This is a genomic window from Bacteroidota bacterium (assembly GCA_040388375.1).
In the GTDB taxonomy this organism is placed as follows: Bacteria; Bacteroidota; Bacteroidia; order UKL13-3; family UKL13-3; genus JAAFJM01.
Genome location: JAZKBU010000018.1, coordinates 23,470 through 39,531, shown reverse-complemented (window position 1 = coordinate 39,531; position 16,062 = coordinate 23,470). Strand labels below are relative to the sequence as shown.

16 protein-coding genes are annotated in these 16,062 nt (G+C 36.1%); 10 read left to right on the top strand and 6 right to left on the bottom strand.

Translation table 11 applies throughout. The features are described from left to right. Positions 1-441 (bottom strand): DinB family protein, encoded by a 441-nt coding sequence (locus tag V4538_16640; GenBank protein ID MES2382679.1) that lies wholly within the window; start codon positions 439-441, stop codon positions 1-3. Between the two features lie 32 nt (positions 442-473). Continuing rightward, complete coding sequence (locus tag V4538_16635) at positions 474-989, bottom strand: GNAT family N-acetyltransferase (protein ID MES2382678.1); 516 nt, start codon at positions 987-989, stop codon at positions 474-476. 99 nt (positions 990-1,088) lie between these two features. Here V4538_16635 and V4538_16630 point away from each other — a divergent pair, with 99 nt between their 5' ends. The 10 genes from V4538_16630 to V4538_16585 all read left to right on the top strand — a co-directional run bounded on the left by V4538_16630 (position 1,089) and on the right by V4538_16585 (position 12,275). Continuing rightward, positions 1,089-2,510, top strand: coding sequence for a PLP-dependent aminotransferase family protein (locus V4538_16630; GenBank protein MES2382677.1), 1,422 nt, complete (start codon positions 1,089-1,091; stop codon positions 2,508-2,510). 156 nt (positions 2,511-2,666) lie between these two features. Then, on the top strand, positions 2,667-4,184 hold the full coding sequence (gene purH / locus V4538_16625) for a bifunctional phosphoribosylaminoimidazolecarboxamide formyltransferase/IMP cyclohydrolase (GenBank protein MES2382676.1): 1,518 nt from the start codon (positions 2,667-2,669) through the stop codon (positions 4,182-4,184). Between the two features lie 14 nt (positions 4,185-4,198). After that, positions 4,199-4,609 (top strand): Holliday junction resolvase RuvX, encoded by a 411-nt coding sequence (ruvX, locus tag V4538_16620; GenBank protein MES2382675.1) that lies wholly within the window; start codon positions 4,199-4,201, stop codon positions 4,607-4,609. A gap of 140 nt (positions 4,610-4,749) precedes the next feature. After that, positions 4,750-5,298, top strand: a complete 549-nt coding sequence (gene def, locus V4538_16615) for a peptide deformylase (GenBank protein MES2382674.1) — start codon at positions 4,750-4,752, stop codon at positions 5,296-5,298. Positions 5,299-5,310: 12 nt separating this feature from the next. After that, positions 5,311-6,336: an NAD(P)H-dependent glycerol-3-phosphate dehydrogenase gene (locus V4538_16610; protein ID MES2382673.1), complete on the top strand. Its 1,026-nt coding sequence runs from the start codon at positions 5,311-5,313 to the stop codon at positions 6,334-6,336. 16 nt (positions 6,337-6,352) lie between these two features. Further along, on the top strand, positions 6,353-8,107 hold the full coding sequence (locus V4538_16605) for an ABC transporter ATP-binding protein (protein ID MES2382672.1): 1,755 nt from the start codon (positions 6,353-6,355) through the stop codon (positions 8,105-8,107). A 53-nt stretch (positions 8,108-8,160) separates the two neighbouring features. Beyond that, complete coding sequence (locus V4538_16600; GenBank protein ID MES2382671.1) at positions 8,161-9,321, top strand: serine hydrolase; 1,161 nt, start codon at positions 8,161-8,163, stop codon at positions 9,319-9,321. 3 nt (positions 9,322-9,324) lie between these two features. Continuing rightward, entirely contained in the window at positions 9,325-9,855 is a 531-nt protein-coding gene (locus V4538_16595) for a gamma carbonic anhydrase family protein (protein MES2382670.1), read from the top strand. A gap of 97 nt (positions 9,856-9,952) precedes the next feature. Next, the gene (locus V4538_16590; protein ID MES2382669.1) at positions 9,953-10,345 is read left to right on the top strand and encodes a response regulator; all 393 of its coding nucleotides are present in this window, start codon (positions 9,953-9,955) and stop codon (positions 10,343-10,345) included. A gap of 55 nt (positions 10,346-10,400) precedes the next feature. Then, a complete protein-coding gene (locus V4538_16585) occupies positions 10,401-12,275 on the top strand; it encodes an ATP-binding protein (protein MES2382668.1) in 1,875 nt (624 codons plus the stop codon). Positions 12,276-12,294: 19 nt separating this feature from the next. Here V4538_16585 and V4538_16580 read toward each other — a convergent pair whose 3' ends face one another. From V4538_16580 to metG, 4 genes are all read right to left on the bottom strand, one after another. After that, positions 12,295-12,849, bottom strand: coding sequence for a DinB family protein (locus V4538_16580; protein MES2382667.1), 555 nt, complete (start codon positions 12,847-12,849; stop codon positions 12,295-12,297). Further along, positions 12,839-13,252 (bottom strand): DUF4345 domain-containing protein, encoded by a 414-nt coding sequence (locus tag V4538_16575; protein MES2382666.1) that lies wholly within the window; start codon positions 13,250-13,252, stop codon positions 12,839-12,841. The genes V4538_16580 and V4538_16575 overlap by 11 nt, the downstream gene beginning before the upstream one ends. Positions 13,253-13,326: 74 nt before the next feature. Next, on the bottom strand, positions 13,327-13,911 hold the full coding sequence (locus tag V4538_16570) for a Crp/Fnr family transcriptional regulator (protein MES2382665.1): 585 nt from the start codon (positions 13,909-13,911) through the stop codon (positions 13,327-13,329). Positions 13,912-13,920: 9 nt separating this feature from the next. Continuing rightward, the gene (gene metG, locus V4538_16565) at positions 13,921-16,011 is read right to left on the bottom strand and encodes a methionine--tRNA ligase (GenBank protein MES2382664.1); all 2,091 of its coding nucleotides are present in this window, start codon (positions 16,009-16,011) and stop codon (positions 13,921-13,923) included. Between the last annotated feature and the right edge of the window lie 51 nt (positions 16,012-16,062).

The window sequence follows — 16,062 nt, the reverse complement described above, 5'->3', positions numbered from 1 at the left end:
TTATGGTATAATTTGGGTTAAATGGTGTTTTATGTGTTGTACATAGTCAGTAAACAAATACTCAATAGTTAGAGGTTCTGCGCCTCCTGTATTGCATTTTTTAGCTAAATGTTCATCAGGCATTTGTTCCATGAGTGCCAGTATTTGTTTGTTATACAGCGTCCAAAAGTCAATCAGTTGTTGTTTACCCAAATGTTCATAATAGTTGAATCGGTTCCAGTTGTTTTGTTCATAAGTAATGATTGGCACCTCTTCAAATTGGCTTCGTACAAAACGATGATGGTTATTAGTAGCACTGTCAATTAAGTGGCCTAATATTTCCTTTCTGCTCCATTTGTCTGGGCCCGATTTAAAAGAAAATTCCTCCTCCGACATTTGATGAAAGACCTTTGGAATACTGGTTATAATTGCTGATAATTCAGTCCATGTTGCTGTTCTCATGCTGACAATATTTAAATTTGAATCAAGTATAGTTAATTTAAGTTTAAAGTATAAATCCAGTATCTCTTTCCCAAACGTGGTTCAATTTCTTCCAGTATAGTAAAGCCCAAATTCTCATACACATGCCTGGCTGCGTCCATCATTTCAGAAGTGTGTAAAGCCATGGTTTGCTCGTTGGTTTCTTTTGCGTAATCAATACACATTTGTGTTAATTTTTTTCCTATGCCATAACCTTGGTGGTTTGGGTGCACGCTCACCATTCTTAAATAACACCATTCCGCTTTAAATATATCCCAAGGGTTTCCTTTGGGAATTAAGAAAGCCATACCAACTAACGCTTCCTTGTTTTTGCAGACAAATACTTTTGCTGTTTCAATCATACCAGTCCACATTTTTTCATTGGCAATACCTGCCTGCATTTTAGCGGCATTGTCAGCGCTCATCTTAGGCGAATGCTGCCCAAACGCTATGCCTCCAAGCGCCATTAGTTCTTTACTGATCTTTAGCGCTTCTTTTGTTTCTATTAATTCATATTGGTAAGTATTCATACAAGAGTTGTAATAAGTCGGAGGCAAAAGTGGATAAAATATAAATACAAGTACAGATACAATTATTGTATTTTTGGCAAGTACAGTTTGTAAAATACCATGACACAAAAACCACCTTTATACCAACAGATAAGTCAAACCATAGAGCACCATATAAAAACCGAAGTATTAAAAACAGGTGATAAGCTTCCGTCATTAAGGAGCATTTGCCATGAGTATGGCGTAAGCATGAGTACGGCATTGCAATCGTATTTTTTGTTAGAAAGTAAGAGCTTAATTGAATCACGTCCACAGTCAGGCTATTATGTTTCGTATGCATACAAACATGCGTTGAGTGCACCTACCACAAGCAGCCCTGTACTTACTTATGGCATGGAAGAAATAGAAAATATTATTGCAACCGTTTCCGACAATGCGGCAAAGAGTAAAATATTGTTCTCCATGGGTACACCTGCTTTAGAACTATTGCCTGTAGCTAAACTGAATAAAGCCATGCTGCATGCCATGCGCCATTTGCCCGACAGTGGAGTTTTTTACAGCCACCAGGGTAATACAAAACTAAAACAACAAATAGCTAAACGGGCTATGATTTGGGGTGGTAAATTAAACGAACACGATATAACTACTACATCAGGTTGTATGGATGCACTGGCTTTTTGCCTGATAGCATTAACCACCAAAGGCGATACCATAGTAGTAGAAAGCCCTATATTTTTTGGCATATTACAACTGGCCAAAAGTTTAGGTTTAAACGTAATTGAATTGCCTACCAATGCCATCACCGGAGTAGAGATAGATGCTTTGAAAAAAGTGCTCGAAAAGAAAAAAATAAAGCTGTGCTTATTGGTCAGTAACTTTAGCAATCCAGTTGGTAGCTGTATGCCTACTGAACATAAAAAGGAAGTAGTAAAGTTAATGGAAAAACACAATGTACCTTTAATTGAAGACGACCTATATGGCGATATTTATTTTGGCAGTCAAAGGCCCTCCACCTGCAAAGCTTTTGACGAAAGTGGCATTGTTTTGTGGTGTGGTTCATTCTCCAAAACATTGGCTTCAGGTTATCGCGTGGGCTGGGTAGCTCCCGGAAAGTTTAAAGAAAAACTGGACAGAACCAAACGTTACCATTCCGTTTCCACCAATACTTTAGCCCACGAAGCCATTGCCCATTTTATGGAAAACGACCGATACGATGCCCATTTGCGAAAACTAAGCCAGACCCTCTATAGCAATTTACAACATTACCTGCGTTGCATTGCCGAATATTTTCCGGCAGGAACCCGTGTAAGCAAACCCGATGGAGGCTTTATTCTGTGGGTAGAATTAAACAAAAACCAAAGCTCCTTGAAGCTGTATGATCAAGCCATACAACACAAAATAAATATTAGTCCCGGCAGCATGTACACTCTGCAACAACAGTACGACAATTGTTTCAGGTTAAATTTTGGATTAAAATGGAGCGATAAAGTAGAGGCCGCGCTGAAACTACTCGGAAAATTGGCACATCAGCAGAAAGGATAAAATGTAAAGTTTGATTATTTTGTTAAATATGCTAAGCTAAAGCAATAACAATTTAACAATTCAACCTAAATAACCATATTATTTGATTAAAAAGTGCTGTTTTAAATAAATGGATAGTGTTACTTTCGCGGCTCATTTTTAACAATAAATTTTTTTATGAATCAAGCGCGCAGCATGCAAAATGCTTTAATTTCAGTTTTTTACAAAGATGGTTTAGATGTTTTGGCAAAAGCCCTGAACCAATTAGGAGTTAATATTTATTCAACTGGAGGAACGCAAGATTATATTGAACAACTAGGTATAAAAGTAAACAGGGTAGAAGACTTAACCGAATATCCCAGTATTTTAGGAGGAAGAGTAAAAACATTACACCCAAAAGTGTTTGGCGGTATTTTAGCGCGCAGAGCCAATGAGCAAGACCAAAAAGAAATGGCAGAATTCAATATGCCTTATTTTGATTTGGTGGTAGTGGATTTATACCCGTTTGAAGAAACATTGGCCAGCACCAGTGAAGAAAGTAAAATTATAGAGAAAATAGATATTGGTGGTGTTTCCCTAATCAGGGCAGCAGGCAAAAACCATAACGATACCTGCATTATTTGCGATAAAAATGATTATGCTGTTTTAGCTGAAACCATATTGGCACAAAACGGAAGTACCAGTATAGAACAACGTAAAATGTATGCAGCCAAAGCATTTGCAACTACTGCTGCTTACGATACCATTATTCAAAACTATTTTAACCAAACACAATTTGCAGCATTAAGTACCATGCCTGCACAAGTATTGCGTTATGGTGAAAATCCACATCAAAAAGGTGTTTTTTATGGCGATTTAAATGCCATGTTTACCCAGTTACACGGCAAAGAATTATCGTATAATAATTTGTTAGATGTAGATGCAGCTACCCATTTAATTGAAGATTTTTCAGAACCAACTGTTGCGGTTATCAAACACAATAATCCTTGTGGATTAGCAAGCAGAGATACCATAGCACAAGCCTGGACAGATGCTTTAGCAGGCGACCCTGTTTCGGCTTTTGGAGGTGTAATAGTTGCCAATAGAAACATAGATGTAGAAACAGCTACCGCTATGGATAAAATATTTTTAGAAGTATTAATTGCTCCAGGTTATGACGAAGCCGCATTGCAAATTTTAAAGAGCAAAAAGAACAGAATTATACTTGCTAAAAAAGGTGATTTGCCAAACGGTAAAACCATGCGTACCGTGTTAAACGGACATTTGGAGCAAGATAAAGACAGCGTTATTTTAACAGCAGATAACTTAACTTTAGTAACTGAAAACAGCGCTAATCAGCAGGTAATTGAAGACTTGTTGTTTGCCGATAAAATAGTAAAACATGCCAAATCAAACACCATTGTATTGGCTAAAAACAAACAATTATTAGGTATAGGTTGCGGACAAACATCGCGTGTAGATGCATTGAAACAAGCCATTGGTAAAGCCAAAGCTTTTGAATTTGATTTGAATAATTCAGTCATGAGCAGCGATGCATTTTTTCCTTTTCCTGATTGCGTAGAAATAGCATTCAACGAAGGTATTCAAACCGTAATTCAACCAGGTGGTTCTGTGAAAGATGATGCTTCCATTACCTATTGCAACCAAAATAAAATGGTGATGTACTTTACAGGTATCCGCCATTTTAAACACTAAAAGAGCTTTTAGAAATGCCAAGAATATTAGCAATAGATTATGGAACAAAAAGAGTTGGTTTAGCAGTAACCGACCCTATGCAGATTATTGCAAATACATTGGCTACAGTACATAGCAAAGATGTAATACAATATTTAAAAGATTATACGGCTAAAGAAGAAGTAACTTGTTTTGTAGTAGGTAAGCCAACCCGTTTAAATGGAGACGATACGGACGCAACACCCCATATCGAAAAATTTATATCTTTGTTAGCTAAGACATTTCCGCAAATAAAGATTGAACGCGCTGACGAACGTTTTACTTCCGTAATAGCAAGACGCAGCTTGGTGGAAATGGGTTTGAAGAAAAAGGATAGAGAAAACAAACAAAATGTAGATCAGGTAAGTGCGGTTTTAATACTGCAAACTTATATGAGCATGATGTAGAAATTCGAATAATGAAATTCGAATTTCGAAAACCGGTTGATGAAAATTTCAACCAATCAAAAAAAAAATAAATGACCAACCAAATAGTGGATTCGGGAAATAATTCGAATTTAGTATTTGAAATTTCGATTTTAAAATAAATGATATTACCAATAGTAGCATACGGAGATACCGTTTTACGAAAAGTAGGCGAAGAAGTAACGGCCAATTATGAAGGCCTTCAGGAGTTAATTGCCAATATGTGGGAAACCATGTACCATGCACATGGAGTAGGCTTGGCTGCACCACAAGTAGGTAAAGCAATTAATATGTTTATTATTGATACCACTTCATTCGAAGAAGAAAAATACCCCAATTTAAAAAAGGTATTTATCAATGCAGAAATTATAGACGAGTGGGGCGAAGAATGGGCTTTTGAAGAAGGTTGTTTAAGTATTCCAACCATCAGGGAAGATGTGTACCGATGGAGCAATATTGCTATTAAATATCAGGACGAAAACTTTGTATGGCACGAAGAAGAGTATGATGATGTGGCAGCACGCGTTATACAACATGAGTACGACCATGTAAAAGGAAAGCTGTTTGTTGATTATTTAAGTCCGCTAAAAAAACGATTGTTAAAAAATAAGTTAGTGAATATAAGTAAAGGTGGCGCTCATACCGATTATAAAATGAGATTGCCTCGCTAAAATAGATAACCTATGGAAAAAAACTGGCCTAAGAATATAGCTGTAATTGGTGGTGGTAGCTGGGCTACTGCTATCGTTAAAATGCTTATTGAACATAAAGAATTACCGGAGCCAACTTTTAACAGGTTGCAATGGTGGGTTCGTACAGAAGAAAAAGCCGTTTATATAAGAGAAAAACACCACAACCCTGATTACCTCAGCACGGTTGAAATACATCCGCAATCAATAGAGGTAAGCAGTAATTTAAAAGAAATAGTAAACAGCAGCGATTTATTGGTCATTGCTATTCCTTCAGCATTTTTACAAAGCTCCTTAGCCGATATAAGTGCAGAAGACTTACAGGACAAAGTAATCGTATCAGCCGTTAAAGGTTTATTGCCGCATACCAAACAAATAGTAGGCGATTATTTTGTAAACGAATTTAAAGTAAGCGAAGAAAAAATATTGGTTATATCAGGCCCTTGCCATGCAGAAGAAGTAGCTTCCGAAAAGCTTTCGTACTTAACCATTGCAGGCGTTGACCAAAACCAGGCAAGGCACTTTGCAGGTATGTTAGCCAATAAAAATTTGCGTACCGTTATCTCTAAAGATGTAAGAGGAACCGAATACGGAGCCGTACTTAAAAACATATATGCTGTAGCAGCAGGTATGTGTCATGGTTTAGGCTATGGCGATAATTTTCAGGCTGTGTTAATGAGCAATGCCATTCGCGAAATGAAACGCTTTTTACGCACTATAACCGATGCCGACAGAAAAATAAACCACTCTGCTTACCTGGGAGATTTATTGGTTACAGGCTACTCACAACACAGCCGTAACCGCACCTTTGGTAATATGATAGGCAAAGGGTATTCTGTAAAATCAGCGCAGTTAGAAATGAAAATGATTGCCGAAGGATATTATGCCACCAAAACCGTATTTGAACTTAACCAAGCGCTGAATATAAAAATGCCTATTATGGATGCCATGTATAATATTATTTACCGCAACCAACCTGCTAAATTTGAAATAGAAAAGTTAAGCGAAAAATTAGTGTAATTACTAAATAAATTAAATGCAAAAAAGTAAACCAAGCTCTTTCGATAGAGGCGTATTAAAACGATTATTCAAACTATCCGTTCCACATGCAAAATTATTTTGGTTTACTTTTATACTAACCGTATTAGTTTCTTACTTATCAACGCTAAGGCCTTATTTAATTCAATACACCATTGATAATTTTATTCCGGCCAAAGATTTAAAAAGTATTTATACCTATAGCTTAATCATATTTGGTCTATTGGTTTTATCAGCCATTTTCCAGTTATGGAGTAGTTACTTAGGTGCTTTATTGGGGCAGTTAATTATAAAAGATATGCGGGCTAAAGTATTTACCCATTTATCAAAACTGCGCTTAAAGTTTTTCGACAACACACCCGTTGGTACCTTAGTAACCCGTTGCATAAGCGATATAGAAACCATTACCGAAGTATTTAGCGAAGGTTTTATAAGCATCATGGGCGACTTACTCCAAATAGTTTTTATACTCTTTATTATGTTTAAGCTAGATTGGCGTTTATCATTGGTAAGCCTTTCTATTTTACCCTTTTTATTATTGGCAGCCTATTGGTTTAAGGAAAGAGTAAGAGTATCGTTTGAGCAAGTGCGCAATAAAGTAGCCGAGCTGAATACATTTGTACAAGAGCATTTAACAGGCATGCAAATAGTGCAAATTTTCAACAAGCAATCAGAAGAGTTTGATAAATTTAAAGAAATAAACAAGCAACACCGCGATGCCAATATAAAAGGTGTTTTTTATTATTCCGTTTTTTTTCCAATAGTCGAAATCATATCCAGTATATCAATAGGTTTAGTAGTTTGGTATGGTGCCAAAGAAACCATTATTGGCGATGCTTCAGCCGGGGTGATAGTAGCCTTTATTATGTATATCAATATGTTTTTTCGCCCTATCCGCCAGATAGCAGATAAGTTTAATACTTTACAAATGGGTATGGTGGCAAGCAAACGTATTTTCAATTTAATTGATGATAATAGCGATATAGAAGCATCAGGTACCAAAACATTTACAGCCTTACAAAACGGAATAGATTTTCAAAACATAGGCTTTGCTTATGTAGATGAGGAATACGTATTGCAAAACATATCGTTTCATTTAAAGAAAGGCAATAACCTCGCATTAGTTGGCGCAACGGGTGCAGGCAAATCATCCATCATTAATTTATTAAGCCGTTTTTACGATTACCAAAAAGGAAATATATACTTAGACGGAGTAGAGTTAAAAGAATACAATACCGAAAGCTTAAGAAAAAACATAGCCGTAGTGTTGCAAGATGTATTTTTATTTAGCGGTAGCATTTATGATAATATTACCCTTTTCAATAAAGAAATAACTTTAGCACAAGTAGAAGCAACAGCTAAATTATTAGGCGCCCATCAGTTTATAAGTAAGCTGCCATTGGGTTATTACCAACCCGTACAAGAGCGTGGTTTAACACTAAGTGTAGGCCAAAGGCAATTAATTTCATTTGTAAGAGCCATGGTTGTTAATCCAAGTATTTTAGTACTTGATGAAGCTACTTCAAGTATTGATCAGGAAACAGAAGAAGTAATTCAAAATGCCATTGCCAAAATGATGGAAGGAAGAACCAGCATCGTAATAGCCCATCGTTTATCAACCATACAAAATGCCAACGAAATTTTAGTACTCGATAAAGGCCAGATTATGGAACGTGGTACACACCAGTCGTTACTGCAAATAGACGAAGGCTTTTATACAACACTGTATAAAAAGCAGTTTAGTGTGCAATAAAAGTATAACACAAAAATTATATATTGTCAGTTTAAAACTAAATAACAAATACAATGAAATTTATAAAGTGGTTTTTAATTGTAATGATTAGCATTTTACTTTTAGGCGAAATAGCCATATTGGTAAGCGGTAAAATATTTTTAAATAAAGTATTTGCGCTCACTGTTTTCAGCGGCAAGCTAAGTCCCGATATAGATGAGCTTTCGCTTTTTCCCAGTAGAGAAATTGCAACAGGTAAACCACAGGCTTGGGTAGTAACCGATACTTATAATAAAAAGAAATTACCCGATGATATTATTCAAAGAATAGAAGCATTTAAAACCACTTCGTTTTTAGTAATTAAGCACGATACCATTGTATACGAAAACTATTGGGAGCAACATAACGACAAGAGCGTAACCAATTCATTCAGCATGGCTAAAAGTTTTACTGCGGCTTTAATTGGTATAGCCTTGAAACAAGGTTTAATAAAAAGCATTGATGAGCCCGTTGGCAATTATATTGACAGTTATAAAACAGGCGAAAAAGCCAAAATTACTATAGCTCATTTATTAACCATGAGTAGTGGTGTTGGCTTTGACGAAACCTATAATAGCCCGTGGGCATGGCCAAGCGAAGCTTATTATGGCGAAGATGTAAACGGTTTAACTTTAAAATCAGATGTAGTAGAAGCACCCGGTAAAGTATTTAACTACAAAGGAGGCGATAGCCAGTTGTTAGGTATGATATTGAAAAAAGTATTAGGCGCACAAAGTATAAGCGATTATGCAGCTAAAAATTTATGGCAGCCAATGGGTGCAGAGCAACCCGCTTTTTGGAGTTTAGATAAAGAAGCCGGCATGGAAAAAGTAAGCTGCTGTTGGTACGCTACCAGTCGTGATTTTGCCCGTATAGCCAAACTATACATGCAATACGGTAATTGGAACGGACAACAACTGATAGACAGCAGTTATATTCAACAATCCATTACGCTGGCTCCTTTGCTTAAAACCGATGGTAAACCTAACGACCAGTACGGATATCAGTGGTGGGTTACCAATTACAAATCGCATCCCATTTTTTATTGCAGGGGAATTCGCGGGCAATACATTTTTGCTATACCCGATAAAAACATAATAGTCGTACGCACGGGCCATAAACGTGGTGCCAAGCAAGGCGATGAATTACCAAGCGATATATTTGTGTATTTAGATGCAGCCCTTTTATTTGAATAAGCCATGAATAATGCTGAACAAATAAAAGCCACTTTAAAAAAGCCCATCAGCAAAGGAACCGATGTGTTTATTGCTCCTAATGCTACCGTATTAGGCAACGTAGTATTAGGTAATGAAGTTAGCATTTGGTTTGGTGCAGTATTGCGTGGTGATAACGATTTAATACAAATAGGCGACAGAAGCAATGTGCAGGATAATGCAGTAATTCACGTAGACCCAAACTGCCCGGTAATAATTGGCGAAGAATGTATAGTGGGCCACAGTGCTATTATACACGGAGCTACTATTGCCAACAATGTATTGGTTGGCATGCACAGTACCATTTTAAATAAAGCCAGCATTGGTGAGTTTTCTATTATAGGTGCCAATGCATTGGTAACCGAAGGTACACAAATTCCACCCTATTCATTGGTAATGGGAACACCCGCCAAAGTAGTTAAGCAGATTAGCCCCGAGCAGGTAGAAAAAATAAAACAAAATGCACAGAACTACGTGTCGTTAAGCAAAGTTTATATAGAAGTGTTAAGTCAGTAACTATTTTCATTTCAGCTTTCATTTTAGTCATTTAACAGCGTTGTAATATTTTCTGGCATCATTGCTTATAAAATTACATATTTGTTAAAATATTTCTATGCAGAACACTATTCTAATTATTGATGACCAATTGACGGCTCGTAAAATGCTTGAGCATTATTTAGGGCATTTTTATAACGTTGTTGCCGAAGGGAAAGCAGAAGATGCATTAACCTATTTAAAAGAAGGCAATAAACCCAAAGTAATTATATTAGATATTATTATGGACGGAATGAGTGGCATCCAGTTTTTAGAACGACTTCAGGATATGTATGAAGCCCTTCCACCTATTATAATGCTTACCAATGTAAATAATAGTCAGGAGCGTATAAAATGCTTAGAGTTGGGCATATTTGGCTATATGGTAAAACCATGCGACCCGAAAGAGTTAAAGGTTAAAATTGATAAAATTATTGCAAGTGAGCCTGAGTATTTTTTAAAGAGTAAATAACTTACTTAGTATAATCATATACATTATTAGCCTGTTGGGTTTATAAAAAAGTCTCATGAAAAACCTGTTTTCAAAACTCCAAAATAACCAGATAGAAAGGCTTTTTCCTTATTATTTTCTACTTGATAGCCGTTTGCAGATAATAGAATTTGGCAATGGTTTATCCAACCTGTTAGCAGGATATCAAAATGAAAATTTTAACAAGGTTTTTCAGGTAATTAATGCAAGCAAAGAAAATTTACAGTTTAACGATTTTGCAGAGGCCAATAATCTGGAAATACTATTACAAACCAAAGATTTAGAAAAGCACCAGCTAAGAACCCAGATAGTACATATTGAAGAAGACAATGTGCTTTTGTTTTACGTAGTATCTGAACCCAATTATATAGAAAAAAAACAAGCCAGGACAAACCAGTTTTTGGCTACTATTAGCCATGAAATACGTACGCCTTTAAATGCAATTATTGGTTTAACCAATTATATGCTGCTTAAAAAACCGAAAGGTGAAACAAAAGAGAATTTAGATATACTTTCCTTTTCAGCTAATAACCTGCTGGCATTGATCACAGATGTATTAGACTTATCGAAAATAGGCGCAGGCAAAATAGATTTTGTTAAAACCGATTTTGATTTGAAGCATATAGTAGCAGGCGTACATCAAACCTATTTAACCAAATGCGAACTAAAAGGATTACAGTTTACTTATAGTATTGATAACAACGTACCCCATTATTTAATAGGAGATAGTTTGCGTTTAACACAAGTGTTAAACAACCTAGTAAGTAATGCTATAAAGTTTACCGAGCATGGCGAAATAACATTACATGTTACCAAAACCGGTATGAAAGGCAATACCAATTGTTTGTTGTTTCAAATAGCCGATACAGGCATTGGAATTAATAAAGGGGAGATAAAAAATATTTTCGATGATTTTGAACAAGCCAACAATAGCATCAATCAAAACTATGGAGGAACCGGAGTAGGCTTAGCCATTTCCAAAAATTTAGTAGAGTTACAAGGCGGTATAATTGGAGTAGAAAGTACTGCGAATAAAGGCAGTTGTTTTTATTTTGAATTGGCTTTCGAAGAATCATCACTTGCCAACCAGTTTATAGAAGAAAAAACAACAGGTATTTTACCCCAGTTTGCTAATTTAAAGCAGGCAAAAATACTGTTGGTAGAAGACAATATAGTAAACCAGCGGGTAGCAGTATCTTTCATTAAATATTGGGGAGCAGAGGTTACCTGTGCTAATAACGGGTTAGAGGCTTTCACATTGTTTAAAGAACAACCGTTCGATTTATTATTGGTCGATTTGTTTATGCCTATAATGAATGGTTTTGAAGCCATACAAAATATTCGTGCACTCGAAACCGGCAAAACAGTTCCTATTATCGCATTAACGGCTTCGGCTGAAACCAGCTCCATGGATAAAGCCATGGCAGCAGGGGCAAATATTTGTTTAACCAAGCCATTCAATGCAGATCAGTTACGCGAGAAAATAAGCGAATTATTAGGTGCAGAAAATAATAGTATAGGAACCATAGGAAACGCAAGTAACCTGACAAACAACACAACGCAGTTTCATTATATTGATTTAACCAAATTAACTGATGCTGCCCTTGGCTCCATGTCGTTTATGAAAGAAATGCTTTCCATTTTAGGGAGCGAAATACCAGCTCTTATTGTAGATGCCGAGCAACAAATTGCAAAGAAAGAGTATGATACATTTTCTACCACCATCCATAAATTGAAGAATAATTTATTAGTATTAGGCTTAGAAATGCTGAGGGATGATTTAACGTTTATGGAAGAAAATATCCATGAAGATAATCAACAAGGTGAAGTGTTACGATTGTTTAATAAGTTGAAGTTGACTTGGGATAAAGCCAGACAAGAAGTGCAGCAAGCCCTTGTTGAACTGAAGTAGTTTTAAGCTATAACAATTATCAAAGATTTCTTTTAGCCTGTAATATATGCCTGTCATTATGAGCTACTATAAAATCAAATAAATCATTTAAGTTTATTTTTATCCATTTACTAATCGAAATATTTATTTTAATACCATTCGTATCAATACCCTTTGCCTGTTTTAAAAACAATAACAATTGCTCATTTTGGTTAATGAATTCAGCTATCTCTGCATGTGCATTTAAATGTGTTGCAGGTATATGGCCTTTAAAAGCTTTGTACTTTTTTTGCGTAGCATCAGTACGCATCATTTTGGTAAAATATTTACCTAGCCAACTGTGCTTATCATTTACTACATGATTATTTTGAGGAGCATTGTCGATGGCTTTTTTAATCAATGGTAAGTAGTAATGTCCATAGCTGTTTAAATGCGCTAAACATTGTGCTATGCTCCAGCCGCTAGTTGAAGATGGCCTTAATAATAGATGTTCAGGTAAGTTTTGAAATTGTGCAATAACCTCATGTAAATGCAATTCAACCTCGTTATGGATGCGTTCTAAAAATAATTCTTTAGGCGTTATACTATTGTTCATTTTTTTGCAAATAATTAACGGTTAAAAGTAAACTTAAAGCAATAATAAATAGTATACTTTCAATCACTATCCATTGCGAACCAAAGCTACCCAAAGGCCCTTCATTGAAAATAGTTATTGTCCTGCTTAATGCATAAAACCCCCAAAGCATACAAAGGAACCCTAAGGCCATTTTAGTGTTTTTAAAGAATAAATAAACGAGATGTAATACTATACACATACCCGCTCCGCCATACATACCTCTGATGGAGCTATACGCATCAGTATTATTGAGTTTTACCTGTACTAAATCCATTACCGATTGAGGGTTGCCAAATGCCATTAAGCTAACGGATAATAAACTTAAAGCAGAGATGCCGATAAAAATTTTTGCGCCTATATTTACTTTTTTTGCGATATTCATTTTGTGTTGTGATTTTATTTCGCAACAAAACTGAGGCATTACAAAACAATAATTATTGGTAAAAACCAACATTTTTAAATCCTTATTTTATTGATTAATTTACTGAAGTTAGTAGCATCAATACCAATATAATTAGCCAGGTATTTATGAGGCACCAATTGCAAAATATGAGGGCTGCGTTTTAAGAGCTGTTTAAATTTTTCTTCCGATGAAAAACATTGCAGTTCAGTTAAACGTTCCAATACACCTGATAAAGCAAAGCTTACACCTTGCCTTATTAATGTTTCAATACCTTTATGTGCAACCATTAATTGTTTAACAGCACTTTCATCAGCTATTAAAAATTGTGAAGGTGTTAGCGTTTCGTAATAGTACTTTGAGTTCTGCTGCAGCAGAAACGAATCAAGAACGCCACCAAATGAAGGAGCGTAAGTAAAAACAATGGTAGCTTCCCTGCCCGATTCATCAAAATAATAAACACGTTGTACCCCTTCATATACAAAGTACAAATGTTTTTCAATACTATCAGCTAAGGTTAATTGCTCTTTGCGTTTAGCACTAAAAGGTTTCCATATAGCGCTAAAAGCATTCCATTCTTCATCAGTTAAAGCACTAATTTGATTACAGGTAAGCTTAAGTTGTTCAAGTGCATTAACCATGTTGTTGCCTTACTTTACGACACTTCCTGCTTCAATATCTTTATCAGGTCCTACACTGTATAGTTTGCCAAAGTCGTTACCCGCCATTAATAACATACCCTGGCTTTCAATACCACGTATTTTACGTGGAGCCAAATTAGCTACTACCGTTACGAGTTTGCCAATTAATTCTTCCGGACTATAATACTCCGCAATACCACTTAGTATAGTTCTTTTTTCAAAACCTAAATCAACAGTCAATTTCAATAATTTATCAGCTTTCGGAACTTTTTCTGCTTCTAAAACTTTGCCCACACGTAAGTCCAGTTTTTCAAAATCTTCGTAAGTAATATCAGGCTTTACTTCAGCTAAAGTTTGCGTAGTGGCAGGTTGTTCGCTATTAGCCTTTTTTATATTTTCCAAACGGGTTAACTGTTTTTGAATTTCCTCGTCTTCCACTTGTTTATATAAAATCTCCGCCTTGCCCAACTGGTGATTTTCCATTAAAATGTTTTCATTGAATAATGAGCTCCAATGTAAATCAGGAGCATTTAACATAGTCTTTAATTTATAAGCCGTATGCGGTAAAAAAGGTGTTGCTGCTATCTCTAACTTGGCACAAATTTGTAAAGCATCAAACATAATTTGTTTAACACTTTCTTCGTCTGTTTTAATTAGTTTCCAAGGTTCAGTATCGGCTAAATATTTATTTCCGGCTCTTGCTACATTAATAAACTCAGCTTGTGCATCACGTAATTTTACCGCATCTAAATCTTCACGCATAGCATGTAAACTTTGTGCTATACCATCCAGACAAACTTGTCTTGAGTTTAGTAATTTTTCATCCGTTAAAACGGTGGTTACATTAGGGATTTTGCCGGCATAAAACTTATCGCTTAATACCAATACACGGTTTACAAAGTTTCCGAAAATACTTACCAGCTCACTGTTTATACGTGTTTGGTAATCTTTCCACGTAAATTCACTGTCCTTGGTTTCAGGTGCAATGCTGGTTAACACATAACGCAATTCATCTTGTCGGTTAGGGAAATCAATTAAATACTCATGTAGCCAAACTGCCCAGTTACGACTGGTGGAAATTTTATCGCCTTCTAAATTTAAAAACTCATTAGCGGGCACATTAGTAGGTAAAATATACTGTCCGTGCGTCATTAACATCATCGGGAAAATAATAGCGTGAAACACAATATTATCTTTTCCTATAAAATGAATCAGCGCAGTTTCATCGTTTTGCCACCAGTCAGTCCATGGTCCATGGTCTATAGACGATGGCTTGGCTAAGTACTCTTTCGTAGCACTTATATACCCAATTGGCGCATCAAACCACACATACAATACTTTTCCTTCCGCATTGGGGACAGGAACAGGTACACCCCAATCCAGATCGCGTGTCATGGCACGTGGTTGTAACCCTTCCGTTAACCAGCTTTGGCATTGGCCTTTAATATTGCTTTTCCAGCCGTCAAAACGTTTTATATAATCTTGAAAGGCTTCACTTTGCTGAATATCGCCCATTGGTAAAAACCAATTTTTGGTTTCTTTTAATACAGGTGTTGCTCCACTTAAAGCCGATTTAGGATTGATTAAATCAGTAGGGCTTAATGTAGTTCCGCATTTCTCACATTGGTCGCCATACGCATTGGTATTGCCGCAACGAGGGCAAGTGCCGGTAATATATCTGTCAGCTAAAAATTGCTTAGCTTCTTCATCGTAATATTGTTGGGTAACCTCTTCCTTAAATACCCCTTTATCATACAAGGTTTTGAAAAATGCTTGTGCAGTGTCGTGGTGTGTTTTTGATGAAGTACGTCCGTAATACGAAAAGTCAATACCAAAATCCTGGAAAGCATTTTTCATAATGCCATCATATTTGTCAACCACCTGTTGTGGGGTAATGCCTTCCTTTTTTGCTTTAATAGTAATAGGCACACCATGCTCATCACTACCACAAATAAAAAGCACTTCTTTGCCCTGTGCTTTTAAGTAACGTACATAAATATCGGCAGGTAAGTAACAGCCCGCTAAGTGGCCAATATGAACAGGTCCGTTTGCATAAGGCAAAGCCGCTGTTATTAAATATCTTTTTGGTTCAGTATTCATAAAAACAGCCGCAATTTAAGTTAATTTAAGTCAAAAAGAGCAGTTTAAACA